At 66.7% G+C, this 24,464-nt stretch carries 22 protein-coding genes; 17 read left to right on the forward strand and 5 right to left on the reverse strand.

The features are described 5' to 3' along the window. Positions 1-61: 61 nt before the first annotated feature. Positions 62-2,950, reverse strand: a complete 2,889-nt coding sequence (locus tag KUH32_RS04825; RefSeq protein WP_217776924.1) for a DNA/RNA non-specific endonuclease — start codon at positions 2,948-2,950, stop codon at positions 62-64. A 166-nt stretch (positions 2,951-3,116) separates the two neighbouring features. Here KUH32_RS04825 and KUH32_RS04830 point away from each other — a divergent pair, with 166 nt between their 5' ends. Both KUH32_RS04830 and KUH32_RS04835 read left to right on the forward strand, forming a co-directional pair. Beyond that, the gene (locus KUH32_RS04830) at positions 3,117-4,391 is read left to right on the forward strand and encodes an acetylornithine deacetylase/succinyl-diaminopimelate desuccinylase family protein (protein ID WP_217776925.1); all 1,275 of its coding nucleotides are present in this window, start codon (positions 3,117-3,119) and stop codon (positions 4,389-4,391) included. A 96-nt stretch (positions 4,392-4,487) separates the two neighbouring features. Then, positions 4,488-5,021 carry a hypothetical protein gene (locus KUH32_RS04835; protein ID WP_217776926.1) on the forward strand — a complete coding sequence of 178 codons (534 nt, stop codon included), beginning with the start codon at positions 4,488-4,490 and terminating at the stop codon, positions 5,019-5,021. Between the two features lie 266 nt (positions 5,022-5,287). On the opposite strand, the gene panC is transcribed toward KUH32_RS04835, so the two are convergent. Then, positions 5,288-6,130: a pantoate--beta-alanine ligase gene (gene panC, locus KUH32_RS04840; RefSeq protein WP_217776927.1), complete on the reverse strand. Its 843-nt coding sequence runs from the start codon at positions 6,128-6,130 to the stop codon at positions 5,288-5,290. Beyond that, positions 6,127-6,960 (reverse strand): 3-methyl-2-oxobutanoate hydroxymethyltransferase, encoded by an 834-nt coding sequence (gene panB / locus KUH32_RS04845; RefSeq protein ID WP_217776928.1) that lies wholly within the window; start codon positions 6,958-6,960, stop codon positions 6,127-6,129. The genes panC and panB overlap by 4 nt, the downstream gene beginning before the upstream one ends. A 132-nt stretch (positions 6,961-7,092) precedes the next feature. Here panB and KUH32_RS04850 point away from each other — a divergent pair, with 132 nt between their 5' ends. The 11 genes from KUH32_RS04850 (at position 7,093) to KUH32_RS04900 (ending at position 19,133) form a co-directional block, all read left to right on the forward strand. After that, positions 7,093-8,562, forward strand: a complete 1,470-nt coding sequence (locus tag KUH32_RS04850) for an ABC transporter substrate-binding protein (RefSeq protein ID WP_217776929.1) — start codon at positions 7,093-7,095, stop codon at positions 8,560-8,562. A 761-nt stretch (positions 8,563-9,323) separates the two neighbouring features. Continuing rightward, positions 9,324-9,809, forward strand: a complete 486-nt coding sequence (locus tag KUH32_RS04855; RefSeq protein ID WP_217776930.1) for a GNAT family N-acetyltransferase — start codon at positions 9,324-9,326, stop codon at positions 9,807-9,809. A gap of 529 nt (positions 9,810-10,338) precedes the next feature. After that, positions 10,339-11,283: an ABC transporter permease gene (locus KUH32_RS04860; RefSeq protein WP_217776931.1), complete on the forward strand. Its 945-nt coding sequence runs from the start codon at positions 10,339-10,341 to the stop codon at positions 11,281-11,283. Then, positions 11,280-12,095 (forward strand): ABC transporter permease, encoded by an 816-nt coding sequence (locus KUH32_RS04865; RefSeq protein ID WP_217776932.1) that lies wholly within the window; start codon positions 11,280-11,282, stop codon positions 12,093-12,095. Before KUH32_RS04860 ends, KUH32_RS04865 begins: the two co-directional genes overlap by 4 nt. Next, positions 12,092-13,705, forward strand: a complete 1,614-nt coding sequence (locus KUH32_RS04870; RefSeq protein ID WP_217776933.1) for an ABC transporter ATP-binding protein — start codon at positions 12,092-12,094, stop codon at positions 13,703-13,705. Before KUH32_RS04865 ends, KUH32_RS04870 begins: the two co-directional genes overlap by 4 nt. Then, on the forward strand, positions 13,683-15,125 hold the full coding sequence (locus KUH32_RS04875) for an aldehyde dehydrogenase family protein (RefSeq protein WP_217776934.1): 1,443 nt from the start codon (positions 13,683-13,685) through the stop codon (positions 15,123-15,125). The genes KUH32_RS04870 and KUH32_RS04875 overlap by 23 nt, the downstream gene beginning before the upstream one ends. Positions 15,126-15,129: 4 nt before the next feature. Beyond that, positions 15,130-15,996 carry an alpha/beta fold hydrolase gene (locus KUH32_RS04880; protein ID WP_217776935.1) on the forward strand — a complete coding sequence of 289 codons (867 nt, stop codon included), beginning with the start codon at positions 15,130-15,132 and terminating at the stop codon, positions 15,994-15,996. 10 nt (positions 15,997-16,006) lie between these two features. Continuing rightward, entirely contained in the window at positions 16,007-16,696 is a 690-nt protein-coding gene (locus KUH32_RS04885; RefSeq protein ID WP_217776936.1) for an SDR family oxidoreductase, read from the forward strand. A gap of 54 nt (positions 16,697-16,750) precedes the next feature. Continuing rightward, positions 16,751-17,290 (forward strand): hypothetical protein, encoded by a 540-nt coding sequence (locus KUH32_RS04890; protein WP_217776937.1) that lies wholly within the window; start codon positions 16,751-16,753, stop codon positions 17,288-17,290. Beyond that, a complete protein-coding gene (locus tag KUH32_RS04895; protein WP_217776938.1) occupies positions 17,287-18,027 on the forward strand; it encodes an SDR family oxidoreductase in 741 nt (246 codons plus the stop codon). Before KUH32_RS04890 ends, KUH32_RS04895 begins: the two co-directional genes overlap by 4 nt. Before the next feature lie 98 nt (positions 18,028-18,125). Continuing rightward, entirely contained in the window at positions 18,126-19,133 is a 1,008-nt protein-coding gene (locus KUH32_RS04900; RefSeq protein ID WP_217776939.1) for a P1 family peptidase, read from the forward strand. Positions 19,134-19,193: 60 nt separating this feature from the next. Here the strand turns inward: KUH32_RS04900 and KUH32_RS04905 are convergent, their stop codons facing one another. Both KUH32_RS04905 and KUH32_RS04910 read right to left on the reverse strand, forming a co-directional pair. Then, a complete protein-coding gene (locus KUH32_RS04905) occupies positions 19,194-19,985 on the reverse strand; it encodes an SseB family protein (RefSeq protein ID WP_217776940.1) in 792 nt (263 codons plus the stop codon). Next, a complete protein-coding gene (locus KUH32_RS04910; RefSeq protein WP_217776941.1) occupies positions 19,978-20,568 on the reverse strand; it encodes a uracil-DNA glycosylase family protein in 591 nt (196 codons plus the stop codon). Before KUH32_RS04910 ends, KUH32_RS04905 begins: the two co-directional genes overlap by 8 nt. Before the next feature lie 104 nt (positions 20,569-20,672). On the opposite strand from KUH32_RS04910, the gene KUH32_RS04915 reads away from it, so the two are divergent. The 4 genes from KUH32_RS04915 to KUH32_RS04930 all read left to right on the forward strand — a co-directional run bounded on the left by KUH32_RS04915 (position 20,673) and on the right by KUH32_RS04930 (position 24,449). Further along, on the forward strand, positions 20,673-21,011 hold the full coding sequence (locus tag KUH32_RS04915; RefSeq protein WP_217776942.1) for an ArsR/SmtB family transcription factor: 339 nt from the start codon (positions 20,673-20,675) through the stop codon (positions 21,009-21,011). After that, a complete protein-coding gene (locus tag KUH32_RS04920; protein WP_217776943.1) occupies positions 21,004-22,035 on the forward strand; it encodes a permease in 1,032 nt (343 codons plus the stop codon). The genes KUH32_RS04915 and KUH32_RS04920 overlap by 8 nt, the downstream gene beginning before the upstream one ends. A 151-nt stretch (positions 22,036-22,186) precedes the next feature. Next, the gene (locus KUH32_RS04925; protein WP_217776944.1) at positions 22,187-22,846 is read left to right on the forward strand and encodes an ABC transporter ATP-binding protein; all 660 of its coding nucleotides are present in this window, start codon (positions 22,187-22,189) and stop codon (positions 22,844-22,846) included. Further along, the gene (locus tag KUH32_RS04930; RefSeq protein ID WP_217776945.1) at positions 22,824-24,449 is read left to right on the forward strand and encodes a KpsE/RkpR family capsule polysaccharide export protein; all 1,626 of its coding nucleotides are present in this window, start codon (positions 22,824-22,826) and stop codon (positions 24,447-24,449) included. Before KUH32_RS04925 ends, KUH32_RS04930 begins: the two co-directional genes overlap by 23 nt. Positions 24,450-24,464: the final 15 nt, after the last annotated feature.

Here is a 24,464-nt window from a genome sequence, read left to right on the forward strand (position 1 = left end):
GGCAATGGCACGGCGGCTGCGCCGCCATTCGCGCCCGGGGGGTCTTGGCCGCCCTCCCGCCTCAGAACCCGATATCCTCGGGCCCGCGCACGATCCGCACCGCGCCTGCCGCCTCGAACCCGCCGGCGGCCACGTCAAAGGGCTGTACCGTCTCGAACCCGATCCCGGTCAGCTGTTCGATGACATGGATCGGCACCCGGTGCGTGCGGTAATCGCCGAACGCCTCGTCCACCGTGGGGATCAGGTTCTTCTGCGTGTGCAGATAGCCCACCGCCCGCAGCCCCGCCGGCGTGTCGGCCACCGCGACCTTCCAGTAATCCGCCGGCACCTGCACGATGCCGCGATAGACCGGGTCGTCGGCGCGGAACACCGGTCCGGTAAAGATCGACACCCGGAACTGGTGCGCCTCGGCCCATTCCAGGATGTAATCCTCCAGCTCCAGCCAGATGCCCTGGTTCAGCCGCGCATGCTGCGGCGCGCAGACGGTATAGTGGAACGTGTCGGCCATGGCGGCGCGGGCCTCGGCCTCGGTCCCCCACATCGGCGCCACCCGCCGCACCAGGTGGCCGCGGTCATAGGCGTTGTCGACATAGGCGGCGTTGTCGACCTGCGCGTCGACGGGCAGGCGCGGGTCCAGCCGCCAGCGCCCCGACCGCCGCAGCCGCCGCAACTGGGCGCCGTCGGTGTTGCAGGCGGTCAGCATCGCCAGCCGCCGGTCGCGATGCATCACGACCGAGAAATGCTTGTAGGGCAGGTCGGGCCGGCCGCCGACCCGGCGCACGCCATCGCCTCCCGCGGGCAGCGGCAACGGAACCGGCCGCGACAGGAAATCCGGGTCATAGCCCTGTTCGCCCTCCCAGCGGTCGGGGCTGAAGGTCTCGTCGCTATGGGTGACGTCCAGGTCGGGCCCGGTGGGCGCCAGTCCCGGCATGAACCGGTCCTCCTTGGGCCGCAGCCGCCCGGCCGGTTCCGGCGCCGGCACCGGCACCGCCGCCGGTTCCGCCCCGATCAGCCGCAGGATCGTCACCGCGTCCAGGTCGCCCTCGGCCGCCGCGTCGCGCAGCACGCGGAAGATCTGGCTGATGCGGATGCCGCGGTTGGCGATCCAGCGCCCCTCGATCTCGGGATGCGGCACCGACCGGTGATGCAGCGCCACCGGCAGCCATTGGTCGTTCAGCACCGGCGCGCCGGAACTGCCGGGCTCGGTATCGGTGCTGTAATAGATGAAATCGCCCTTCACGCCGACGATGGTGCTGTCGCGCAAGGCGATGGATTTCCGGTCGCCGCGCGGATGCTGGATGATCGACACCGGTTCGCCCTTCACCGCCTTGCCCGATTCCTCGATCAGCGTGAAATGCCCGAACGGCTCGAGGCTCTCGCCGCGGTCGTTGTCCATCCGCACCGAGACAAAGGTGAAATCCAGCGCCGTCCGGTCCGAGGTGAAAAAGATCTCGGACGTGATGTCGAAGGTCTGCGTCGGCAGCGGCTGGAACTTGTCGTCGTCCTGGAAGTTGAAGATCGCCTTGGCCCGCGCCGCCGCGTCGCGGCTGGCCAGAACGTGGTTGTTGGTCAGCATCAGCCCCGGCCCCACCAGGAACCCCGACCCCGATCCGATGGGGATATCGCCCCGCACGAACAGCTGCACCTTGGCCACCGACTGCGCCTTGCGCGCGCCGCGCGACAGGAAATTGACCGGGAACAGGTTGGACTTGCCCAGGATGCGCTCAAACGCGTTGTCGTCGTCCTCGGGCACCATGTGGCGGCGCGCGCGCAGACGCTTGTTCTGCTCGGGTTCGCGCATCTCGGATTGCAACGCCTGGTATTCGTCCAGGATGCGCAGGTCCATCGCGCTCAGATGCGCGCCGCGCGCCTCTCCGATCACCGCGCCCGCCTCGGGCCCGATGATCGCCTCCTCTGGCACCGCCGCCTCGGCCCAGGCCAGGTCCTGCGGCGTCACCGGCTCGCCCGGCAATGCCAGTTCGTCGAACGGCATCGGCGGCACCGGCAGCGGCGGCGCGATCTCGTCGACGGCGCGGATCTGCGCCTCGAACTGTGCGGCGACGCGGCCATAGCCGGGATTGCGGGGATGCAGCTCGTCATACCAGGAATTCACGCTGGCCCCCACCCGCCCGCGGCAATCGACATGGTGCGCCCGGCCCGGAAACCGCGCCGCCAGCTGGTGCAGCCGTGCGTTCAGCAGGTCGATCAGATGGCCGACGATGATCGTCTGCAAGCCCTGCGGAATGCCCAGGCCCGCCATCGGCTTGCCCAGCCAGGTGCCGCCCTTGCGCGGCACCGGCCGGTCATAGCCGTGAAAGAACACCTGCAGCCCCGGCCGCACCGCCAGCGCCTCGCGGATCACGGTGTCGTAACCCTGTTCGATCCCCGCCAGCATCGCGCCCACCCGGTCGTGGCGCAGCACGTCGTCCAGCTCCATGCCCGGCTGATACCGGTTCAGCAGGTTGGCCAGGTCGCCACCGCCCAGGGCGTCGTTGCCGCTGGCCGAGAACAGGAAGACCCGCGCGCCGGTATCGGCGATCGCGGCGCGGTATTCCGCCATCGCCAGCATGTTGGCCAGCGTGTCGCCCGCCGCCCCCAGCGAGTTGATCGCGTAGGGCTCCATCAGGTGGTCGATCACGTCATGCAGCAGCCAGGGATACTGGAACCAGCTGTCGCCCTCGCTGACGATCACCGGCCCGGCATAGCCCGCGCGGATGCGCCGCCGGAACACCGCCAGCCGGTAGCTGCGCGCCCAGCCATTGGCGATGTTCATCGCCAGCGCCGATTCCTCCTCGCTGTCGACGACCTGTCCACGCAGACGGATATCGGGCTGGAACGGCAGGGCGGGCTGGCCACCCTCGGTGAAATGCTGACCCAGCGCCTCCAGCGCCTCCACGTCATCGGCCTCGGCCGCCGCGGCAACCTGGTCCAGGAACTCCTCGGGCGTCATCGCGCAACTCCTTGTCGTCACAATCCATCTGTGCCGGCCCTGCGGACCGGGCGCCGGAAATACGGCGCAAGGACAACCTTAGCACGAAAAACGGCGCCGATCATCCCTCAACGATCGCCTTGCCCTGCCCGCCAAATCGCCTGACAGTACCCCCCCGGAGGTTCCCATGTCCGACGCCCTCTTCGCCCGCATCGACGCCCGGCGCGACGCCCTGGTCGCGCTGACGCAAGAGCTGATCCGCATCCCCACCCTAAACCCGCCGGGCGAAAACTACCGCGCGATCTGCGACCTGCTGGCGCGGCGCCTGGAACACCGCGGGTTCGCCTGCGAGATGATCCGCGCCCATGGCGCGCCGGGCGACAGCGACCGCTTTCCGCGCTGGAACCTCGTGGCCCGCCGCGACGGCGCCGCGCCCGGGCCCTGCGTGCATTTCAACTCGCATACCGACGTGGTCGAGGTCGGTTCGGGCTGGACCCGCGACCCCTTCGGCGCCGAACAGGACGGCGACCGCATCTATGGCCGCGGCGCCTGCGACATGAAGGGCGGGCTGGCCGCCTCGATCATCGCGGCCGAGACGTTTCTCGAAGAATACAACACGTATACAGGCGCGATCGAGATCAGCGCCACCGCCGACGAGGAATCCGGCGGCTATGGCGGCGTCGCGCATCTGGCCGAACAGGGGTATTTCGACCCCGCCCGCGTGCAGCATGTCATCATCCCCGAACCGCTGGGCAAGGACCGCATCTGCCTGGGTCATCGCGGCGGCTGGTGGGCTGAGATCGAAACCAGGGGCGAGATCGCCCACGGTTCCATGCCCTTCCTCGGCGATTGCGCGGTGCGCCACATGGGCGCGGTTCTGGAAACCTTCGAGGCCCGGCTGTTCCCCGCCATGGCGCAGCGCCGCACCGACATGCCGGTGGTGCCCGACGGCGCGCGCCAATCGACGATGAACATCAATTCGATCCATGGCGGCCAGCCCGAACAGCCCGCCGATTACACCGGCCTGCCCGCCCATTGCGTGCCCGACAGCTGCCGCATCGTGATCGACCGCCGCTTTCTGATCGAGGAAGGCGTCGACGGCGTGCGCGACGAGATCCTGTCGCTGCTCGACCACCTCAAGGCCACCCGCCCCGGCTTCGACTACGCCATCCGCGAGATCAACCGCGTCATCCCCTCGATGACCGACCGCGACGCACCGGTCGTCACCACCGTCGCCCAGGCGATCCGCGACGTGATGGGCCGGGATGCCGCCTATGTCGCCTCGCCGGGCTCCTACGACCAGAAGCACATCGACCGCATCGGCAAGCTGCGCAACTGCATCGCCTACGGCCCCGGCGTGCTGGAACTGGCCCACAAGCCCGACGAATGGGTCGGCATCGCCGACATGCTCGACAGCGCCAAGGTCATGGGCCGGACGCTGGAACGCCTGTTGCTGGGCTGAACCGAAAGGACTTGCACAAAGCCGACATACCCCCGCTTGCAGCCCTCTCTCGACATTCGCAATGCAGACGCGGGCCGGATCCGCCAGCAGGTTTTCATGCCCCACACGAAAGACAACCAACCGCTCAGGGACGAACTCGTCCGGCTTCTCAAGGGCCTCGACCTCTACCGGGCCTGGCGGCTGTCCCGGCTCAAGCGCCAACATCCCGGCGTGGACGAAAGCGCCCTCGCCGATGAGGTCGTCCTGCCCGGTTCCCACTTCCTGCACCTGTTCGACACCGCCACCGACAAGAACCGCCTGTCCGTCCTCAGGGAGGTTCGCGCCTGGTACGCACATGGCGCAAGCGATCTGGCCAACATGGCAAGGCTGAGCGATGAAACCCGGCGCGAAGTGGATCGGTTTCTCGATGAATTCAGGGAAACGCTGGGGGTCGGCTTTCACAGCCAGGCGGGAACGCTGCGAAAAACCGCCGACCGCGTTTTGAAGCGCGGCAAGGTTCGCACCGAAGACGAATACCACCTTCTCAAGGAACTCGAGATCGATCTGTCGCAAACGGTTCTGGATGCCGACGCGCTGGAACGCCTCTCCGCGATGCTCCGTCTGTTCGAATGCACTGCGCAAGCGCGCTGAACGACGGCCCCGTCCCGCATGGCGGCCGTCCCGCAACGCAATACCCTGTCGATCCACCGCGATCCGCAACCGCATCCGGCACGTCGACAGCCGCCCCCTCGGCGGCTTCCGCATCCCCCCGTGCCCCCGATCGGGGGTGTCGCCGATCCGCCCCTTCATCTGGCCATAAATATCCCGGAGCGCGAGGCAGCGCCTCGCATGGGGTCTGGGGCAAGGCCCCAGCGGGAAAGAGCGCGCCGCAGGCGCACGATCGGCTCGGGCGCCGATCACACCGCGATGTTGTCGATCAGCCGCACACCGGCCAGCCAGGCCGCCGCCAGCAGCCGCGCCGGGCGCTCGGGGGTCTCCAGCGCGCTCAGGTCGTCCACCGCCCGCAGGTCGAGATAGTCGATATCGGTGAACCCCGCCGCCGCCAGCCGCGCCTCCGCCGCCGGGCGCAGTTCTCCTAGCGTCTGCCCGCCGCGCAGCCCCGCCGCGACCGCCTCCAGCGCCTCGATCAGCGCCGGCGCCCGGCCGCGCGCCTTGTCCGACAACAGCAGGTTGCGCGACGACAACGCCACCCCGTCGATGTCGCGGATCGTCGGGCAGCCCACCACCGTCACCCCCAGGTCCAGGTCGCGCGCCAGCCGTGTCACCACCTGCAACTGCTGGAAATCCTTCTCGCCGAAATACGCCCGGTCCGCCATCGTCTGGGTGAACAGCTTGGTCACCACCGTCGCCACGCCGTCGAAATGCCCCGGCCGGTGCGCGCCGCACAGCACATCGGTCAACCCCGCCACCGAGACCGTCGTGCAGAACCCGTCGGGATAGATCTCCTCGCCGCCGGGCACATAGACCGCGTCCACCGCAAAGCGTTCCAGCTTGCGCGCGTCCTCCTTCTCGGTGCGGGGGTAGTTGGCCAGGTCCTCGGGGCTGTTGAACTGCCGCGGATTGACGAAGATCGTCACGATCACCCGGTCGCATTGCGCCTTCGCCGCGGCGACCAGGCTCAGATGCCCCTCGTGCAGCGCGCCCATGGTCGGCACCACGCCGACCACCGCGCCCGCGCGCTTCCAGTCATCGACCCGCGCTTGCAGCTCTGCCTTGGTGCGGACAATCGGCGGCGTCATGCCTTGGTCTCCGGCGCGGCATCGCCAAAGACGTGCTCGGGCCCCGGAAAACGGCGCGCCCGCACGTCCTCGGCATAGGCCGCGATCGCCGCCCCGGCCTGCTCGCCCAGCGTCGCATAGCGTTTCACGAACTTCGCCTTGAACGCGGTGAACAGCCCCAGCATGTCGTCCACCACCAGGATCTGGCCGTCGCAGCCGGCCGAGGCGCCGATGCCGATCGTCGGGATCCCGACCGCCGCCGTCACCTTGTCGGCCAGGCTTTCCGGCACCTTCTCCAGCACCACCGCAAAGGCGCCCGCCCGCGCCACGGCCTGCGCATCGGCCATCAGCGCGGCACCGGCATCACCGCGGCCCTGCACCTTGTAGCCACCCAGCGTGTTGATCGATTGCGGGGTCAGGCCGATATGCGCCATCACCGGCACGCCGCGCGCCACCAGGAAGGCGATGGTGTCGGCCATCGCCACCCCGCCTTCCAGCTTGACCGCGCCCGCGCCGGTCTCGGCCATCAGCCGCGCGGCGTTGCGGAAGGCCTGCGCCGGGCTTTCCTCGTACGACCCGAAGGGCATGTCGATCACCATCATCGCCCGGCTCAGACCCCGCGCCACCGCCTGGCCGTGCAGGATCATCATCTCCATCGTGACCCCCAGCGTCGAGGGCAGGCCATGCAGCACCATGCCGACGCTGTCGCCCACCAGCACGAAATCGCAATGGTCGTCCATGATCTGCGCCATCGGCGTGGTGTAGGCGGTCAGGCTGACCAGCGGCACCCCACCCTTGCGGGCGCGGATGTCGTCGGCCATCGGGGCGGTCTTGCGGGCGGTCGCGCTCATCGGGCACTCCTGCTGTCACGGTCACTGGACAGCGCTCCTAGCATCGCGCCGCGCGTCGGCAAAGCCGGTTAATCCTTGATTACGTCCCGTCAAAGCGGAACACTCGGCCCAAAACCAACCGGGAGCCCCGCCATGACCCTCCGCCCCAGCCTTGCCGCGCTGCTGCTGACCGCCTCCGCCGCGCAGGCCCAGCAGACCGACCTGACCATCGCCCTGCAACTGGAACCGCCGCATCTCGACCCGACCTCGGCCGCGGCCGGCGCCATCGACAGCGTGCTCTATTCCAACGTGTTCGAGGGACTCACCCGCTTTACCGAAACCGGCGCCGTGGTGCCCGGCCTCGCATCGGGCTGGGACATCTCGGACGACGGGCTGACCTATACCTTCACGCTGCGCGACGGCGTCACCTTTCACGACGGCTCGACGATGGATTCGGCGGACGTGAAATTCAGCCTCGACCGCGCCCGCGCCGAAGACAGCGCCAACGCGCAAAAGGCGCTGTTCGCCGGGATCGCCGATGTCGCCACCCCCGATCCGCAAACCGTCGTGGTGACCCTGTCCCAGCCCGACGGCAATTTCCTGTTCAACATGGCCTGGGGCGACGCCGTGATCGTCGCGCCGGAATCGATCGACGCCATCAAGCAGACCCCCATCGGCACCGGCCCCTTCCGGTTCGTGGAATGGAAACAGGGCGACAGCATCACGCTGACGCAGAACTCGGCCTATTGGGGCGACAAGCCCGCGCTGACCGATGCCACCTTCAAGTTCATCTCCGATCCCACCGCCGCCTTCGCCGCGATGATGGCGCAGGATATCGACGCCTTCGCCGGCTACCCGGCGCCGGAAAACCTGCCGCAATTCGAGGGCGATCCGCGATTCAAGGTGCTGGTCGGCTCGACCGAGGGCGAAACCATCCTGTCGATCAACAACAAGATGCCGCCGCTCGACAATCCGCTGGTGCGCAAGGCCATCGCCCATGCCATCGACCGCCAGGCGATCATCGACGGCGCGATGTTCGGCCTGGGCACCCCGATCGGCACCCATTTCGCACCGCACAATCCCGACTATGTCGACCTGACCGGCAATTCCGTCCATGACCCCGAACTGGCGAAATCGCTTCTGGCCGAGGCCGGTCTGCCGGACGGCTTCACCACGACGCTGAAACTGCCGCCGCCGTCCTATGCGCGCCGCGGCGGCGAAATCATCGCCGCGCAACTGCGCGCCGTCGGCATCCAGACCGAGATCACCAACCTGGAATGGGCGCAATGGCTCGAAGAGGTGTTCCGCGGCAAGGATTTCGGCCTGACCATCGTCAGCCATACCGAACCTTTCGATATCGGCATCTATGCCCGGCCCGACTATTACTTCCAGTATGACAGCCCCGCCTTTCAGGCGCTGAACGGTCAGCTGACCGCGACGGCCAATCCCGAACAGCGCACCGCGCTGTTGCACCAGATGCAAGAGCTGATCGCCGGCGACTACGTCAACGGCTACCTGTTCCAGCTGGCTTTCCCCACCGTGGCCGATGCCCGGCTCGAAGGCCTCTGGCAGAACGCGCCGACCCAGGCCACCGACCTGACCGGCGTGCGCTGGACCGAGTGACCCGCGGGGCGGGGAACTCTCCGCCCTGCCGACCGCACCTGCCGCCTGGCGCGGGGTTCACCCCGCCGCACCCGACAGCAATCGCCGAAACCGGGAAAAGCCCGGCGAGAACGACCGTTTCGGCACAAAGGGGTGTGGCTCGGGGGTAGTGTCTGCTGTGCGGACGAAGGGGACGGTCGTTCAGAGCACCCAAGGCGCGGAATCAAGGGCCGCAGGCCCGCCGCGCCAGCGGTCATGCCAACGGCATGCCTGCGGCATGACCCGGCCCGATGGGCCGGCGCTTTGTCACCGTCTGCACCTTGCTCGGATCGAGGGCGGGATTGGCTGCGATAAAGCGCGGCAATTCGGCCCAAAGCTGCGCCGTCCCCCGGTCCGGCGCTGTCGCGGCTGAACCCGAACGTCCGCCAATGGCTCAGAGCCGACATCTGACGCTTTATGTCGGCCATGCGGGTCTCCAGAAGGCATCCAAGGTCGGCTTGGCGGACGAAGCGGACGTTCGGCCAAAGGCGTGCCTTGGCCCGGAATCAAGGGCGAAGCCCGCCGGGCCGCGCCCTCCCTCCCCCTTGGGAGGGCGCGGCCCTACTTTGCTCCGGCCCTTACCGTCCGCCAAGGGCTAAGAGCGGACATCTGACGCTTTATGTCGGCCATGCGGGTCTCCCGAAGGCATCCAAGGTCGGCTTGGCGGACGAAGCGGGAATTGATGCTGCCAAGCCGAAGGGCAGCTATTGATCGTGTCTCTGGCCTCTGCGAAGATTTCAATTATGAGTAATGAGCTTTCTTTAATGGAAATCGGCGCACTCTCCGACAAGCAGTTCACCGCACTTCGACAACTCCGAGTGTCGAAGCGACAAGAGGTCTTGGGAAAGTCATTCCTGGAGTCCATTGAAGACTGGGAGATTGCGCCGAGAGAGCAAGTCCTTGGTCTATGCTTCGTTATACACGAAAGCCCGGTCGGAATGGTCTTGTTTCGGCGGCAAGCAGCACCCGAAGATCAAAGGATTTCAGTACATGGCTTGAAGATCGCCCTGCCATGGCAGCAAAAAGGATACGGACATCAAGCGTTCAGACAAGCGATGCAATACGTCAGGGACGTATGGCCGGATACTGAACTGCTGAGTCTTGCAGTCGATGCTGAGAACAAGCCTGCGGTTGCAGTTTACCGAGAATACGGAATGTCGGACAGCGGCCCAATATTCGATGGACCGAACGGAAAGGAACACCACATGGAAGTCTCGCTCAGGACCTAACAGGTTTTGCAGCACGAGCAGACGGACATTGGTGCAGTCCGCAGCATTCGGTAATCTGGGCTCGAACCGGACGGTCTCCGCGCCGCAGCACAGGCCAGATCTCAACCGTGTCTGTCCCCGACCCAAGCGACCGTTTCCGTGACCCGCGCATGTCGGAAAGCCGGGACCTCGGTGGATCTGAGCGGCATCGGGATTTGATCTTCCCCTGCGGGCGTCTCGGGCACGTGTCCCGCAGACGCGCAACGCCCCCGTTAACGATGTTTCACTCCAGTTTTTTTGCCCGGCGCCTGCCACCGCCCCAATTCGTCCCGAAATCCGGCAAAACAGGACGGATTGCTGTTCCGGCCCGCGAAATCGGCCTGGAGCGCCCGCACCAATCCGTACCGGAATCGACGAAAACGGGACGGATTGCCGGCCCCGCCCAGCGCTCAACCCGGCGAAACACGCCACCGGGCGTTGCGTTAACCCCGCCGCGCGGCCCGTTAACCGGCCTCTGGACCGCCGCCCTGCGCCCCCCTAACGTGGCGCCATGTGGGCCTATATGCTGCGCCGTCTCACCTCGCTGATCGTCAGCCTGGCCGTCGCCTCGCTGGTCATCTTTCTCGTGGTCGAAGTCGCGCCGGGCGATCCTGCCAGCTATATGCTGGGGATCAACGCGCAGCCCGATACGGTCGCCGCCCTGCGCGCCGAACTTGGCCTCGATGCTCCGAAATATGTTCGATATTTCAACTGGATAGGTGGAATGCTGACGGGCGATCTCGGTATCTCCTACACCTATCGCAGCCCAGTGTCGGACATGGTGGCGGACCGGCTGTGGATTTCGCTGCCGCTGGCGCTCTACGCCCTCACGCTGTCGACGCTGATCGCCATCCCGGCGGGCCTGCTGGCCGCGGCGACGCGGGGAAGGTCCGGCGATATCGGTGTCATGGCCGCCACCCAGCTGGGCGTCGCGATCCCGAATTTCTGGTTCGCCATGCTGCTCGTCCTGCTCTTCGCCATCAACCTGCGCTGGTTTTCGGCGGGTGGATTTCCGGGCTGGGACGATCCTGCCAAGGCGTTGAAATCACTGACGCTTCCCGCCATCGCCCTGGCCCTGCCGCAGGCCGCGATCCTGACCCGCGTGATGCGCTCGGCGCTGATCGACATCCTGGGCGAGGATTTCATGCGCACCGCCCGCGCCAAGGGCCTGTCGCGTCGCCAGGCGCTGTGGCGCCACGGGTTGCGCAATGCCCTGATCCCGGTCCTGACCATCATCGGCCTGCAATTCTCGTTCCTTCTTGCCGGGGCGATCATCATCGAACAGGTGTTCTTCCTGCCCGGGCTGGGGCGGCTGATCTTCCAAAGCATCAGCCAGCGCGACCTGATCGTCGTGGAATCGGTGGTGATGCTGCTGGTCTTTGCCGTGATCGTTGTGAATTTCCTGGTCGATCTCGCCTATGCTTGGGTCGATCCGCGGCTGAGGAGCCGGACATGAGCCGGTCGCTGATTCTCGGCGGTGCGCTGTCTTTACTTTTCGTTGTGGCGGCGTTGCTATCGTTCGCATGGACGCCCCATGACGTCACCACCCTGAACATCGCGGCGCGCCTTCAATCTCCGAACGCGGACCACCTGCTGGGCACCGATCATTTCGGTCGCGACATCCTGTCGATGCTGATGGTCGGCGCGCGCACCTCCATCGCCGTCGCGCTGGTCGCGGTGGGCATCGGCATGGGTCTCGGCGTGCCCTTGGGCCTTGCCGCCGCAGCCCGCAAGGGCGGCTGGCTGGACGAGGTCATCATGCGCATGAACGACCTGATCTTCGCCTTTCCAAGCCTGGTCATCGCCATCCTCATCACCGCGGTTTTCGGCGCCGGCGCGGTGAATGCGATCATCGCCATCGGCATCTTCAACATCCCGGTCTTCGCCCGCCTGACCCGCGGCGCCGCGCTCAGCCTGTGGACCCGCGATTTCATCCTGGCTGCCCGCGTCGCGGGGAAATCCGCCACCCGCATCAGCGTCGAACATATCCTGCCCAACGTCGCCAACCTGTTGATCGTGCAGGGAACGATCCAGTTCTCGCTTGGCATCCTCGCCGAGGCGGGCCTGAGCTATGTCGGCCTCGGCGCGCAGCCGCCGACCCCCAGCTGGGGCCGGATGCTGGCGGATGCCCAGACCATGGTGGCGCTGGCGCCCCACGTGGCGATCATGCCCGGTCTCGCCATCGTCTTCACCGTGCTGGGCCTGAACCTGCTCGGCGACGGGATGCGCGACGCGCTCGATCCGCGGCTCAGGGTGATCCGCACATGACCTTGCTCGCGCTCGACACCCTGCGCCTGTCGATCCACGGCACGCCGATCCTCAAGGGCCTGTCGCTGGACATCGCGCCCGGCGAAATCGTGGCGCTGACCGGCGAAAGCGGGTCGGGCAAGTCGATGACCGCGCTGGCCACGATGCGGCTCGAACCGCAATCCGCCGAGATGACCGGGGCGGTCCGGTTCGAGGGCAACGACCTGCTGCGCCTGGCCGAGCCGCAGCTTTGCGATCTGCGCGGACGCGAGATCGGCATGATCTTCCAGGAACCGATGACCGCGCTGAACCCGGTGCAGACCATCGGCGCACAGGTGATGGAAACCATCCTGATCCACAAGGCGATGCCCCCCGGCAAGGCCGAAGAACGTGCCCGCTCGGTCCTGACCCGAGTCGGCTTGCCGCCCGACCGCTTTCCCCTCACTCGCTATCCGCACGAACTCAGCGGCGGGCAACGCCAGCGTGTCGGCATCGCCATGGCCATCGCGCTGCGGCCGAAATTGTTGATCGCGGACGAACCGACCACCGCGCTCGATGTCACGACGCAGGCGCAGATCCTCGACCTGCTCAAGGGTCTGGTGCGCGAAGAAAACATGGCCCTGATGATCATCACGCACGACCTTGCCGTGGTGGCCGACATGGCGCACCGGATCGCGGTGATGAAGTCCGGAGAGATCGTCGAACAGGGGCAGACGCGCCATGTGCTGACCCAGATGCGCCACCCCTATACCCGCGCCCTGTTCGAAGCCTCGCGCCACCGCGCGAACCTGGCCGCACGTCCGTCGCACGGTGTGCTTCTGGCAGTGCGCAACGCCACCCGGCGCTATGCCCTGCCGCGCCGCAACCCGTTCGCCGACCGGCCGCTTTTCAACGCCGTCAACGACGTTTCGCTGACCGTCGACAGGGGCGAACGCGTGGGTCTGGTGGGCGAATCCGGCTGCGGGAAATCCACGCTGACTCGCGCCATCCTGGGACTCGAGCCGCTTCAATCCGGCACGATCACGCTGGACGGCAGACCCGTCTTTCACCACGGCCATCCCGATCTCGCGGTTCGGCGCAAGATGCAGGTCGTGTTCCAGGACCCGTACGGCAGCTTCAACCCCCGCCACCGCGTCGATCGCCTGATCACCGAACCCTTCCACCTTTTGAACGATCCGCCGCAGGGCGCTGCGCGTGCGGATGCCGTTGCCGAGGCCCTGACCGCCGTCGGACTGTCACCGGACGACCGGCACAAGTACATCCACGCCTTTTCCGGTGGCCAGCGTCAGCGCATCGCGATCGCGCGGGCGCTGATCACCCGGCCGGAACTCATCGTCTTCGACGAGGCGGTCTCGGCGCTGGACGTCCGCGTGCGGGCCCAGATCCTCGACCTGATCGCCCGGCTCAGCCGCGAGATCGGCATGGCCTATCTCTTCATCAGTCATGACCTGAGCGTCGTGCGCGGCATCACCGACCGCGTACTGGTGATGCAGGCCGGCGAGATCGTCGAACAGGGCCCGACCGAAGAGGTTTTCGGAAATCCGGCCCATCCCTATACCCGCGCGCTGATCGCCGCCGCGCCGCACCTGCCCGAGATCGGAGAACGCCATGCTGCCCAACCTGCCGATTGACCCCGCCCGGATGTTCATCGGTGGCGGCTGGATTGACGGGCCCGGCACGCTGCCCTTGACCAACCCGTCAACCGGCGCGGAAATCGGGCGCATCGCCAAGGGCGGTCCAGCCCAGATCGACGCCGCGGTCCAGGCCGCCCAATCCGCGCGCGACGGCGCGTGGGGCAGGACGACCGCGGCCGAGCGCGGGCGCATCCTGATGCGTCTGGCAGGTTTGGTGCAACAGAACGAAGACCTGCTGACCGAACTGGAGGCGCTCGACGTCGGCAAGCCCGTCACCCAGGCGCGGGCGGATGCAAGGGCCCTGGCGCGCTATTGCGAATTCTACGGCGGCGCGGCGGACAAGGTGATGGGGCAGACCATTCCCTATCTCGATGGATACACTGTGTACACGTTGCGCGAGCCACATGGCGTGACCGGGCACATCGTCCCGTGGAACTACCCGATGCAGATCATCGGCAGATCGGTCGGTGCGGCCCTGGCGATGGGCAATGCCTGCGTTCTGAAACCGGCCGAGGATGCCTGTCTGACCGCGTTGATCTTCGCACATCTGGCACACGAGGCCGGGCTGCCCGCAGGGGCGCTGAACGTGGTGCCGGGACTGGGCGCCGAGGCGGGCGCGGCATTGTCGGCGCACCCGGGCATCCAGCATCTGAGCTTTACCGGTTCGGTCGCCACCGGCGCGGCGGTGCAGATCGCAGCCGGGGCCAACGTGGTGCCGGTGACGCTGGAACTGGGCGGCAAGTCGCCCCAGCTGGTGTTCGACGATGCCGATCTCGATGCCGCCCTGCCCTTTCTCGTGAATGCCGGGCTGCAGAATGCCGGGCAGACCTGTTCGGCATCCTCGCGCATCCTGGTGCAGCGCGGAGTTTACGATGCCGTTGCGCAACGCATGGCCGAAGCCTATCGCGCCAAACGCGTCGGCCCGGCATCGGACGACCCCGATATCGGCCCGCTGATCAACGCCACGCAAAAGGCGCGCGTGCTGGGTTTCCTCGACCGGGCCTCAGACCTGCCTTTGCTCGCGCAGGCCGCTCTGCCGGCCGACCTGCCGCCCGGCCACTACGTCCCACCCAGCCTGTTCGGGCCGGTGCCGCCCAGCCACCCGCTGGCGCAGGACGAAGTGTTCGGCCCGGTCCAGGTGCTGATCCCGTTCGACACCGAAGACGAAGCGCTGCACATCGCCAACGGCACCGATTACGGCCTGGTCGCCAGCGTCTGGACCCGCGATGGCGCGCGGCAGATGCGGCTTGCGCGCAAACTGCGCTCGGGTCAGGTCTTCATCAACAATTACGGCGCGGGCGGCGGGGTGGAACTGCCTTTCGGCGGCACGGGCAAATCCGGCCACGGACGGGAAAAGGGGTTTGAGGCGCTTTACGGTTTTTCCAGCCTCAAGACCGTGGCGGCCTATCACGGATGATCTCGTGTACCTGGTCCTGAACGGCACAAGGCACTTCATCGACATCGACGGCGCGGGCCTGGTCGCGCAGGGCCCCGCCATGGTGCCGCGCCCGACGATGATCCTGATCCATGGAGGCCCCGGCGCCGACCATTCGATCTACAAACCCCAGATGTCGGGCCTGACCGACCTGTGCCAGCTCGTCTACATCGACCTGCGCGGCAACGGGCGCAGCGACGACGGCGACCCTGCGGACTGGACGCTGGCGCAATGGGGCGATGATATCCGCGCGTTGTGCGACACGCTGGGCATCGTCCGCCCCATCGTCTACGGCGCCTCTTTCGGCGGGGTCGTGGCACAGGCCTATGCCACGCGCCACCCCGACCACCCCGGCGCTCTGCTCCTAGGCTCGACCACCGCGCGCACCGATTTCGAAGCGATCTACGCCGCTTTCGCCGCGCTCGACCCAAAGGCCGGCGAGGTGGCCCGCGCCTATTGGAGCGCCCCCACCCCCGAAAGCCGCCAGGCCTATTTCGAAACCTGCCTGCCGCTCTACGCGACACGGGGTTTGGACCCGGACATCATGGCTCGGATGATCGTCAAGAACCCTGTTGCGATGCACTACAACGGCCCCGACAACGAACAGGGCCGCTTCGATTTCCGTGCCGCACTGGCACAGGTAAGCTGCCCGGCGCTGGTCCTGTCGGGCGAATGCGACCCGATCATGCCGCCGGAATTCGGCCGTGCCTTGGCGCAGGCCTTGCCGAACAGCCGCTATGCCGAGATCGCCGGCGCCGCGCACATGATCGACCGTGACCGACCCAGGGCCTTTTTCGACGTGGTGCTGGACTTCGTCTCCGAGGTCGCGCCACTTTGCATCAGCAACGACTGAGGAATCCGCCATGTTCGAAAATCGCTTCAAGGGCCGCAAGGCCGTGGTCACCGGCGGTGCTTCGGGCATCGGCGCAGGCATCGCTGCCCGGCTGGCCGCCGAGGGCGCGGACGTCACGATCTGGGACCGCAGTCCGGGCGGACGGGTGATCGACGTCACCGACGCGGCTGCGGTCGACACGGCGATGACCGACGACGCCCCCGACATCGTCGTCTGTTCCGCCGGGATCACCGGGCCGAACCTGACCACCTGGGATTACCCGGTGGAGGATTGGCGCGCGGTGTTCGAACTGAACGTGCACGGGCTGTTCTATTGCAACCGCGCCGCCGCCCGGCATCTCAAGGATCGCGGCTGGGGCCGGATCATCAACATGGCCTCGGTCGCGGGCAAGGATGGCAATCCGAACGCGCCGGCCTATTCCGCGTCCAAGGCGGCGGTGATCGGGCTGACCAAGTCGCTGGGCAAGGAACTGGCGACCACCGGCGTCACCGTGAACGCCATCGCGCCCGCTGCCGTTCACACCGCGATCTTCGACCAGATGACCGAGGCACATATCGCCTTCATGAAATCCAAGATTCCCATGGGCCGGTTCGGCACCGTCGACGAGATTGCCTCGCTGGCCTGCTGGCTGGCGTCGGACGAAGCCAGCTTTTCCACCGGCGCGGTCTTCGACGCCACCGGCGGGCGCGCGACCTACTGACGCTGGACGCCGCGCGCGGCTTGCGCATAGGCTGAAGCCAAAGGGAGGGCCACCATGAGCAAACCCGTCGTCTTCATCCTGTTGCTCGGTCTGGCCGCCATCGCGGCGGGCCTGTTCGGCGCGCTGCACAACCAGCTCAGCTATTCCGTGGGCGCCAGCTATTTCTTCGATCTCAAGTTCGACCAGTTCGGCATCGCAGAAGACGCCCGCAACCGCCTTGGCGCCGCACTGGTCGGTTGGCGGGCGAGCTGGTGGATGGGCATGCTGCTCGGCTTGCCGGTTTTTCTTCTGGGTCTCTTGCTGATCCGCAAGCCCGGGCATCTGCTGGCCGCCGGGATCGGTGCGATGGGCGTGGTTCTTTTCGCGGCGCTGCTTTGCGCGATGGGCGGCCTGCTTCTGGGCATGCTTGCGCCGTCGCTGGCCGCCGGGATCGCGCTGCCACAGGGCCTGAGCGATCCAGAGGGCTTTCTGCGGGCCGCGTTGATGCACGAAGGCGCCTATCTGGGCGGTCTGATCGGCCTTGTCGCGGCGCTCTGGACGATCTGGCGCGCCGCGCGCACCGAACGGCACTGGCGCGAGGCGCGCCGATCATGAGGCTGGACGGCAAGACCGCGATCGTCACCGGGGCCGGGTCCGGGTTCGGCGCCGGGATCGCCCGGCGGTTTCTGGCCGAAGGCGCGCAGGTGATGATCGCCGACATCAACGGGGACGCGGCGCGCGCCGTGGCTGCGGAATACGGCGGTGTCGCGCAGCACGCGGATGTCTCGGATGGCGACAGCGTGGGCGCGATGATCGACCGCGCGACCGAGCTTTTCGGTTCGGTCGATATCCTGGTGAACAACGCCGGCACGACCCACTTGCCCGCCGCCATGGAGGATGTGAGCGAAGTCGATTTCGACCGGGTCTTCGCGGTCAACTGCAAGTCCGTCTACCTTGCCGCACGCGCGCTGGTGCCGCAGATGAAAGCGCGCAACTCCGGCGCCATTCTCAACATCGCCTCGACCGCCGGGGTCTCGCCCCGCCCGCGGTTGAACTGGTACAACGCGTCCAAGGGCTGGATGATCACCGCGACCAAGGCAATGGCCGTGGAACTTGCTCCGTTCGGCATCCGCGTGAATGCGCTTAACCCGGTGGCGGGCGAAACCCCGCTGCTGAAAAGCTTCCTCGGCGAAGACACCCCCGAGATGCGGGCCAAGTTCCTTGCCACCATTCCGCTGGGCCGGTTCTCGACTCCCGAGGACCTGGCCAATGCCGCGCTCTACCTGTGCTCGGACGAAGCCAGCATGATCACCGGCGTCTGCATGGAGGTCGATGGCGGCCGCTGCATCTGATCCGTTCATCTGGCCAGAAATATCCCGGGGAGCGTGAGGGGCTGGCCCCTCACCTTCTTTCAACAAACCTGCGCGGCGCAGCCGCACGATTGGATGACATGAAACCAGGCCCGAGAAACCTTATCACCGATATCGCCGGATTGCGGGTCGGCAATGCACAGGATGATCGGGTCAAGACCGGCGTCACCCTGCTCACCGGCGATGGGCCGTTCACGGCTTCTGTCGCCGTCATGGGTGGCGCACCGGGCACCCGCGAGACCGACCTTCTGGCCCCGGACAAGACTGCGCCCGGCGTCGATGCGCTGGTGTTGTCCGGCGGCAGCGCCTTCGGCCTTGCCGCGGCGCAGGGGGTCATGGACGCGCTGCATGAACAGGGCCGCGGTTTCGAGGTGTTCTCGGCCCGCGTGCCGATCGTGCCGGCGGCGATCCTCTTCGACCTTCTGAACGGCGGCGCGAAGGACTGGCGCGACAATCCCTATCCCGCCTTGGGCCGCGCCGCGCTGGACGCCGCGGCCGATGGTTTCGCGCTTGGTTCGGTGGGCGCCGGGGCGGGCGCGCAGACGGCGCAGCACAAGGGCGGGCTGGGGTCGTCGTCGTTGGTACTGGAGGACGGGATCACCGTGGGCGCTCTGGTGGCGGTCAACCCGATGGGCAGCGTCACCACGCCGTCGGGCCGGCATTTCTGGGCAGCGCCGTTCGAGATCGGCGCGGAATTCGGCGGCCTCGGCCCCGATCCGGCGCCCGGTCTGCAACCCCTGCCCGAAAGTCGCAAGGTTCACGCCATGGCCGCGCTTGGCAACACCACCATCGCCATCGTCGCCACCGATGCGGCATTGGACAAGGCACAGTGTCACCGGATGGCGGTTGCCGCGCATGACGGGATCGGCCGGGCGATCCATCCCGCACACAGCCCGATGGACGGCGACCTGGTCTTTGCCGCATCGACCGGCGCACGGCCGTTGGAGATGCCCGCGATGCAGCTTTCGGAGATCGGCCACGCCGCCAGCCTGTGTCTCGCACGCGCCATCGCCCGCGCCGTATGGGAAGCGTCCCCGGCACCGAACGACAGCCTGCCGGCTTTGCGGCAGGAGTTGGGGTTGCGCTGACGCCGGGCGCGGCGCGCGTGGCGCCGACGCGCCATGCGTATTTTCAATAGAGAAGAAGCGCTATTTCAGCTTTGGCGGGCGGTCCGGGTCCATGCCTGGGGCGGCGGGTCTGAACACGCGGTCCTGAGGTGGTTCGGGCAAATCGAAACGCAGCCCGACGCGCGCCAGCGAGGCAGAAAGCGGGTCGCTGGTGCGCAGGAAGACCACGTCGAGCGCGCCGGCGTCGAGACCGGAGAAGACCAGCGCCTCGTTGACCGCGCGGGCCAGGCTTGGCTCTGCGCCCGGGACCGCCGCGGCAAAACCCAGCAAATGCCCCTGCGTACCGCCCGCATAGCGTACCTTTGCCAACCAGGCGCTTCCCGCCAGTCCCGCGGCCAGCGCCAGCTTGGCATCGAGCGCCGCCAGCAAGCGCTCGGGCAGACCGGTCGGTGCAGAGACTTCTTCGATCGTTGCCTCGGTCTCGTCCGGACCGTGGTCGAGTGTTTCCGCCAACCAGTCGATCGCCTGCGCCGGCAACAGCGTGGCCGAAGGCGCAACGTCGAGGTTGATGCCCAGCCCCAGGCCCTGACCCGCCAGCAACCGCATGACGATCCGGCCCGACAGGGCGGCATAGGGCACGATGCCACCGGCGAATTGCGCGAGCCGATCCTCGCGGTCGAAGGCCAGTACGACCGGGCCGTCGCTCAACGAGAACACCGCCGGCTCCACCGCGTCCCCGTCGGCCTCGCGCGCCAGCATCAGGAACAGTTCACTGTCGGCCAACCGCTCGTAGAAGCGCAGCCGTGCCGCGTCATCGTCGGGCGTGGCGTCGGCGGCGGCAAAGGCGCGATCCAGCGCTGTGTCGTCAGTCATCCATGATCTCCCGGACGCGGGCCCGAAGCACTGGCAGAAGGTCGGATTCGAACCAGGCATTGCGTTTCAGCCAAGCGGTATTGCGCCAGGACGGGTGCGGCAAGGGCAGCGCGCCGGGCAGATGGTCGCGCCAGGCCCGCACGGTCTGGGTCACGCCGGCGCGGCTGCCCACGTGATAGCGATGCGCGTAGCCGCCGACATAGAGGCGCAGCCGCACCTCACCCAGGGCCTTCATCACCCGGTCGTGCCAGGTGTCGCGGCAGATCGGTGGTGGCGGCAGGTCGTTGCCCTTGGTGTCGTAGCCGGGAAAGCAGAAGGCCATGGGTACGATGGCAACGCGGGCCCGGTCGTAGAACGCCTTGCGGTCGAGACCAAGCCAGTCGCGCAACCGGTCGCCCGAAGGGTCGTCGAACGGGATTCCCGACCCGTGGACCCGCATTCCCGGCGCCTGTCCCGCGATCAGCAGGCGCGCACCGGGGCGGAACCAGACAACGGGGCGCGGGGCATGGGCGGTTTCGGTCGCCGCGAAGCGTTCGGCGCACAGGCGACAGGCCGCGATCTGGTTGCGCAGGGCATCGGACATGGCGTTAGAGCTAGCGCGTCGCAGTCCCCTGCGCCAGCGGCAGACACTTCGAGACTTGTCGAAATGATTTGCGCCCCGCTTTTCATTTCGATATTTCTAGAACCATGAAACACGATTCGCCCCAGGATATCGCCATCGAAATCGCCGCGTCGAGATTCGCCGCGCTTGGCTCGGAACAACGGCTTGCCGTTCTGAACGCGTTGGTGCGTGCGGGCAAGGACGGGCTGAGCATCGGCGAACTCGGCGCGCGCGCCGGGGTGACCGGTTCGACCCTGACCCATCACCTGAAGATACTCGCGCAGGCCGACCTGGTGACGCAAACGCGTCAGGGCCGCACCATCATCTGCGCCGCCGCCGACTATTCTCAGGTCGAAGACCTGTCCCGTTTCCTGCTGCGGCAATGCTGTGCCGACAGCCCTTCGAAGGATCACGATCATGGCTGACACCTCCGGCCTTTCGCCGCAACGGTTTCGCATGCCGAAAATCGACAAGGCGTGGCTGGCCACGCTGGCCATCCTCGGGCTGGTGGCGCTGCTGGACACGCCGCAATTCTGGCCGACCGTGACCTTTGCCCTCACCGCCCTGGGCAATACCGCGCCGTTCATCCTGTTCGCCGTTCTGGCGGTGGCCTATCTCAAGGCAACAGGGGCCGAAACGCTTTTGGCCAAGGCGTTCGAAGGCCGCGAATTGCGGATGATCGGCCTGGCGGCGCTGCTGGGCGGGCTGTCGCCGTTCTGTTCCTGCGAGGTCATCCCCTTTATCGCCGCGCTGCTGGCCGTCGGTGCTCCGCTCAGCGCGGTCATGGCGTTCTGGCTGGCCTCGCCGCTGATGGATCCGGCGATGTTCCTGATCACCTCGGGCACGTTGGGCTGGGATTTCGCCATCGCCAAGACGCTGGCGGCCGTCGGGTTGGGCCTGTTCGGCGGGCTGGGCACGATGGTTTTCGCCCAAAGCCCGGTCTTTCGTGATCCGTTGCGCGAAAAGCCCAAGGTCGGCGGTTGTTGCGGTGTGAAGAAACCCTTTCAGGGTCGGCCCGTTTGGCGCTTCTGGCCCGACGCCGCGCGCCGCACGGCGTTCCGCGACGCTGCTGTCGAAAACGGTGTCTTCCTGCTGAAATGGTTGCTGCTGGCCTATGTGATCGAAGCGGTGATGCTGCGCTATGTGCCCGCCGACATGATCGCGCAGATTCTGGGTGGACAGGGCGTCTGGCCGATCTTCCTGGGTGCTCTGGTCGGGGCGCCGGCCTATCTCAACGGCTATGCGGCGGTGCCCCTGGTCGACGCGCTGCTGGCCCAGGGCATGGCGGATGGCGCGGCCATGAGCTTTGTCATCGCCGGCGGGGTCAGCTGCATTCCCGCCGCCATCGCGGTCTGGGCGCTTGTCAAACCAAGGGTTTTCGCCGCCTATCTGGCCTTTGCCGTGACCGGCGCGGTGCTGGCCGGGCTGGCCTGGGGCGCGGTGGCCTGATCTGCCGCCGGGACCGCGCACCGTGCGTGGCCAATCAAGGCGCAGCGTTGTTATTGTTCCGCCAGCGGGTCATAATGTCGCCGGATTTGGCGCTTAGCGTTCTGTCAACGTCCGCAACAGCCGGGCGACCAGAACGCGCCGGGGCATCGAGATGCTGGAATTCGACAACGTGAGCAAGTCCTTCTGGACCGGGGAACGCCGCAAGGTGATCCTCGACCGCGTGTCCTTTCGCGTTCCGCTGGGCGAAAGCATTGGGATTCTGGCACCGAACGGCACGGGAAAGACGACCCTGATCCGCATGATGGCGGGGCTGGAAAAACCCGACGAAGGCGAGATCCGCCGTGGGTGCCGGATTTCTTTTCCGCTGGGCTACATGGGCGGTGTGGTGTCCAAGATCTCGGCGCGCGAGAACGCCCGTTACATCGCGCGGCTCTACGGGCTGGACCCCGACTATGTCGAAAGCTTCTGCCGCTGGCTGTGCAGCCTTGGCGAATATTTCGACCAGCCGATCGGCACCTATTCTTCGGGGATGCGGGCCCGCTTCACGTTTTCTTTGCTGCTGTCGCTCGATTTTGACATGTATCTCATCGACGAAGGCATGCCGAATTCCACGGACGCGGAATTCAACAGGAAGGCGGGCGATCTGCTGGCCGAACGGCTGCGCACGACGACGATCATCATCGTGTCGCACCAGCCGCAGGTGCTCGAGAAATTCGCTCGCAAGGCCGCCGTCATGATGGATGGCAAACTGCACATGTTCGAAACCTTGGAAGAGGCGAAAGCGCTTTATGACTACGAAACCCAAGGCTAAGAAATTTCGCATCCGCCGGTCGCCTTCACAGGACGCGCCGCAGGACGATGGTGTTCAGGAAACACCGCAGGTGCAGCGCCCGGAACCGGTCGCGCGGTCCGGAGAAGTGTCGTCGGCCGCGCAGGTCGCATCTGAAACCGACATGGACACCATCCGCCGCGAGGGGCTGACCGGCCGGCAACTGCGCATGGCCCGCCGCGTCGCTCAGAAGCACGGGCTCGCGCCGACCTCGGATTTCGATGCCGTCCGGCTGCTGCGCGCCCGCGGCATCGACCCGTTCCAGCGCGCCAACGTTCTGGAACTGGTGGTGCCCGCAGATGGCGGCGAAGCGCGCCCGGTCGAACCCGAAGACGACGCTGGCGACAAACGCCCCGAGCCCAAGGTGCAATTGCCGCAGACCATCGCCCCCAAGAAAACCCAACTCCCATCCACCGACACGATCAGCCCCGCCGACCGGCGTCAGATGGAAATCGCCCAGATCCAAAAGGACCTGGCCAAGCGTCGCCGCCGCAAGCTGATGGCCCTGCTGACGCGGCTGGCCGCCTTCGTGCTGCTGCCGACGCTGATCGCGGGCTACTACTATTACGGCGTCGCGACGCCGATGTACGCGACCAAGTCGGAATTCCTGATCCTCAAGGCCGAAAACGGCGGCGGTGGCGGATTGGGTTCGCTGTTTTCCGGCACGCAATTCGCCACCAACCAGGATGCCATCGCGGTCCAGAGCTATCTGCAATCCAAGGACGCGATGCTGAGGTTGGACCAGGATGTCGGTTTCAAGGCGCATTTCACCCAATCCTGGATCGACCCGATCCAGCGACTGGAGGAAAACCCGTCGAACGAAGACGCTTACAAGCTGTACAAGGACAATATCGAGATCGGGTACGATCCGACCGAAGGCGTCATCAAGATGGAGATCATCGCCGCCGATCCGGAAACCGCCGCCGAGTTCAGCCGCGCGCTGATCGGATATGCCGAGGAACGGGTCGACGATCTGAGCCGTCGCAAGCGATCCGATGCGGTCGCCGATGCCGAACAGGGGCTGATCGACGCCGACCTCGCCCGCCGCGAGGCGCAGGAAAAGCTGGTGCGGCTGCAGCAGGAAGGATCGATCCTGGACCCCGAAGGCCGGATCACCGCGCTGCGTGGACAGATCAACAATGTCGAGGTGCAGATCCAGGAAAAGCGTCTGCAATTGCAGGCCCTGCTGGACAACTCGCGCCCGAACCGCGCCAAGGTCGAAGGCGCGCAGGGCGATGTGCGCCGGCTCGAGGCGCTGCTGGCCGAACTGAACGCGCAGATGACATCCGCCACCACCGGTGAAGAATCGCTGGCCGAAAAGGCGGTGCAGATCCAGCTTGCGCAGGCCGACCTCGCGACGCGTGACCTGATGCTGCAGACCGCGCTGGAGCGGCTGGAACAGGCGCGGCGCGACGCCGACAGCCAGGCGCGTTACCTGACGACCTCGGTCGTTCCGGTTGCGTCCGAAGACCCCAGCTATCCGCGCGCGTTCGAGAACACGATCCTCGCCTTCCTGATCTTCGGCGGGGTCTATCTTATGATCTCGCTGACCGCATCGATCCTGCGCGAGCAGGTGACCTCGTGATCCCGTGCGGCGCGG

Source organism: Thalassococcus arenae (assembly GCF_019104745.1).
GTDB lineage: Bacteria > Pseudomonadota > Alphaproteobacteria > Rhodobacterales > Rhodobacteraceae > Thalassococcus_B > Thalassococcus_B arenae.

Excerpts from the sequence above, each read along its gene's own strand:
- KUH32_RS04825 (WP_217776924.1), bottom strand. The coding sequence starts at position 2,950 with ATGACGCCCGAGGAGTTCCTGGACCAGGTTGCCGCGGCGGCCGAGGCC.
- KUH32_RS04830 (WP_217776925.1), top strand. The coding sequence starts at position 3,117 with ATGTCCGACGCCCTCTTCGCCCGCATCGACGCCCGGCGCGACGCCCTG.
- KUH32_RS04835 (WP_217776926.1), top strand. The coding sequence starts at position 4,488 with ATGCCCCACACGAAAGACAACCAACCGCTCAGGGACGAACTCGTCCGG.
- panC (WP_217776927.1), bottom strand. The coding sequence starts at position 6,130 with ATGACGCCGCCGATTGTCCGCACCAAGGCAGAGCTGCAAGCGCGGGTC.
- panB (WP_217776928.1), bottom strand. The coding sequence starts at position 6,960 with ATGAGCGCGACCGCCCGCAAGACCGCCCCGATGGCCGACGACATCCGC.
- KUH32_RS04850 (WP_217776929.1), top strand. The coding sequence starts at position 7,093 with ATGACCCTCCGCCCCAGCCTTGCCGCGCTGCTGCTGACCGCCTCCGCC.
- KUH32_RS04855 (WP_217776930.1), top strand. The coding sequence starts at position 9,324 with ATGAGTAATGAGCTTTCTTTAATGGAAATCGGCGCACTCTCCGACAAG.
- KUH32_RS04860 (WP_217776931.1), top strand. The coding sequence starts at position 10,339 with ATGTGGGCCTATATGCTGCGCCGTCTCACCTCGCTGATCGTCAGCCTG.
- KUH32_RS04865 (WP_217776932.1), top strand. The coding sequence starts at position 11,280 with ATGAGCCGGTCGCTGATTCTCGGCGGTGCGCTGTCTTTACTTTTCGTT.
- KUH32_RS04870 (WP_217776933.1), top strand. The coding sequence starts at position 12,092 with ATGACCTTGCTCGCGCTCGACACCCTGCGCCTGTCGATCCACGGCACG.
- KUH32_RS04875 (WP_217776934.1), top strand. The coding sequence starts at position 13,683 with ATGCTGCCCAACCTGCCGATTGACCCCGCCCGGATGTTCATCGGTGGC.
- KUH32_RS04885 (WP_217776936.1), top strand. The coding sequence starts at position 16,007 with ATGTTCGAAAATCGCTTCAAGGGCCGCAAGGCCGTGGTCACCGGCGGT.
- KUH32_RS04890 (WP_217776937.1), top strand. The coding sequence starts at position 16,751 with ATGAGCAAACCCGTCGTCTTCATCCTGTTGCTCGGTCTGGCCGCCATC.
- KUH32_RS04895 (WP_217776938.1), top strand. The coding sequence starts at position 17,287 with ATGAGGCTGGACGGCAAGACCGCGATCGTCACCGGGGCCGGGTCCGGG.
- KUH32_RS04900 (WP_217776939.1), top strand. The coding sequence starts at position 18,126 with ATGAAACCAGGCCCGAGAAACCTTATCACCGATATCGCCGGATTGCGG.
- KUH32_RS04905 (WP_217776940.1), bottom strand. The coding sequence starts at position 19,985 with ATGACTGACGACACAGCGCTGGATCGCGCCTTTGCCGCCGCCGACGCC.
- KUH32_RS04910 (WP_217776941.1), bottom strand. The coding sequence starts at position 20,568 with ATGTCCGATGCCCTGCGCAACCAGATCGCGGCCTGTCGCCTGTGCGCC.
- KUH32_RS04915 (WP_217776942.1), top strand. The coding sequence starts at position 20,673 with ATGAAACACGATTCGCCCCAGGATATCGCCATCGAAATCGCCGCGTCG.
- KUH32_RS04920 (WP_217776943.1), top strand. The coding sequence starts at position 21,004 with ATGGCTGACACCTCCGGCCTTTCGCCGCAACGGTTTCGCATGCCGAAA.
- KUH32_RS04925 (WP_217776944.1), top strand. The coding sequence starts at position 22,187 with ATGCTGGAATTCGACAACGTGAGCAAGTCCTTCTGGACCGGGGAACGC.
- KUH32_RS04930 (WP_217776945.1), top strand. The coding sequence starts at position 22,824 with ATGACTACGAAACCCAAGGCTAAGAAATTTCGCATCCGCCGGTCGCCT.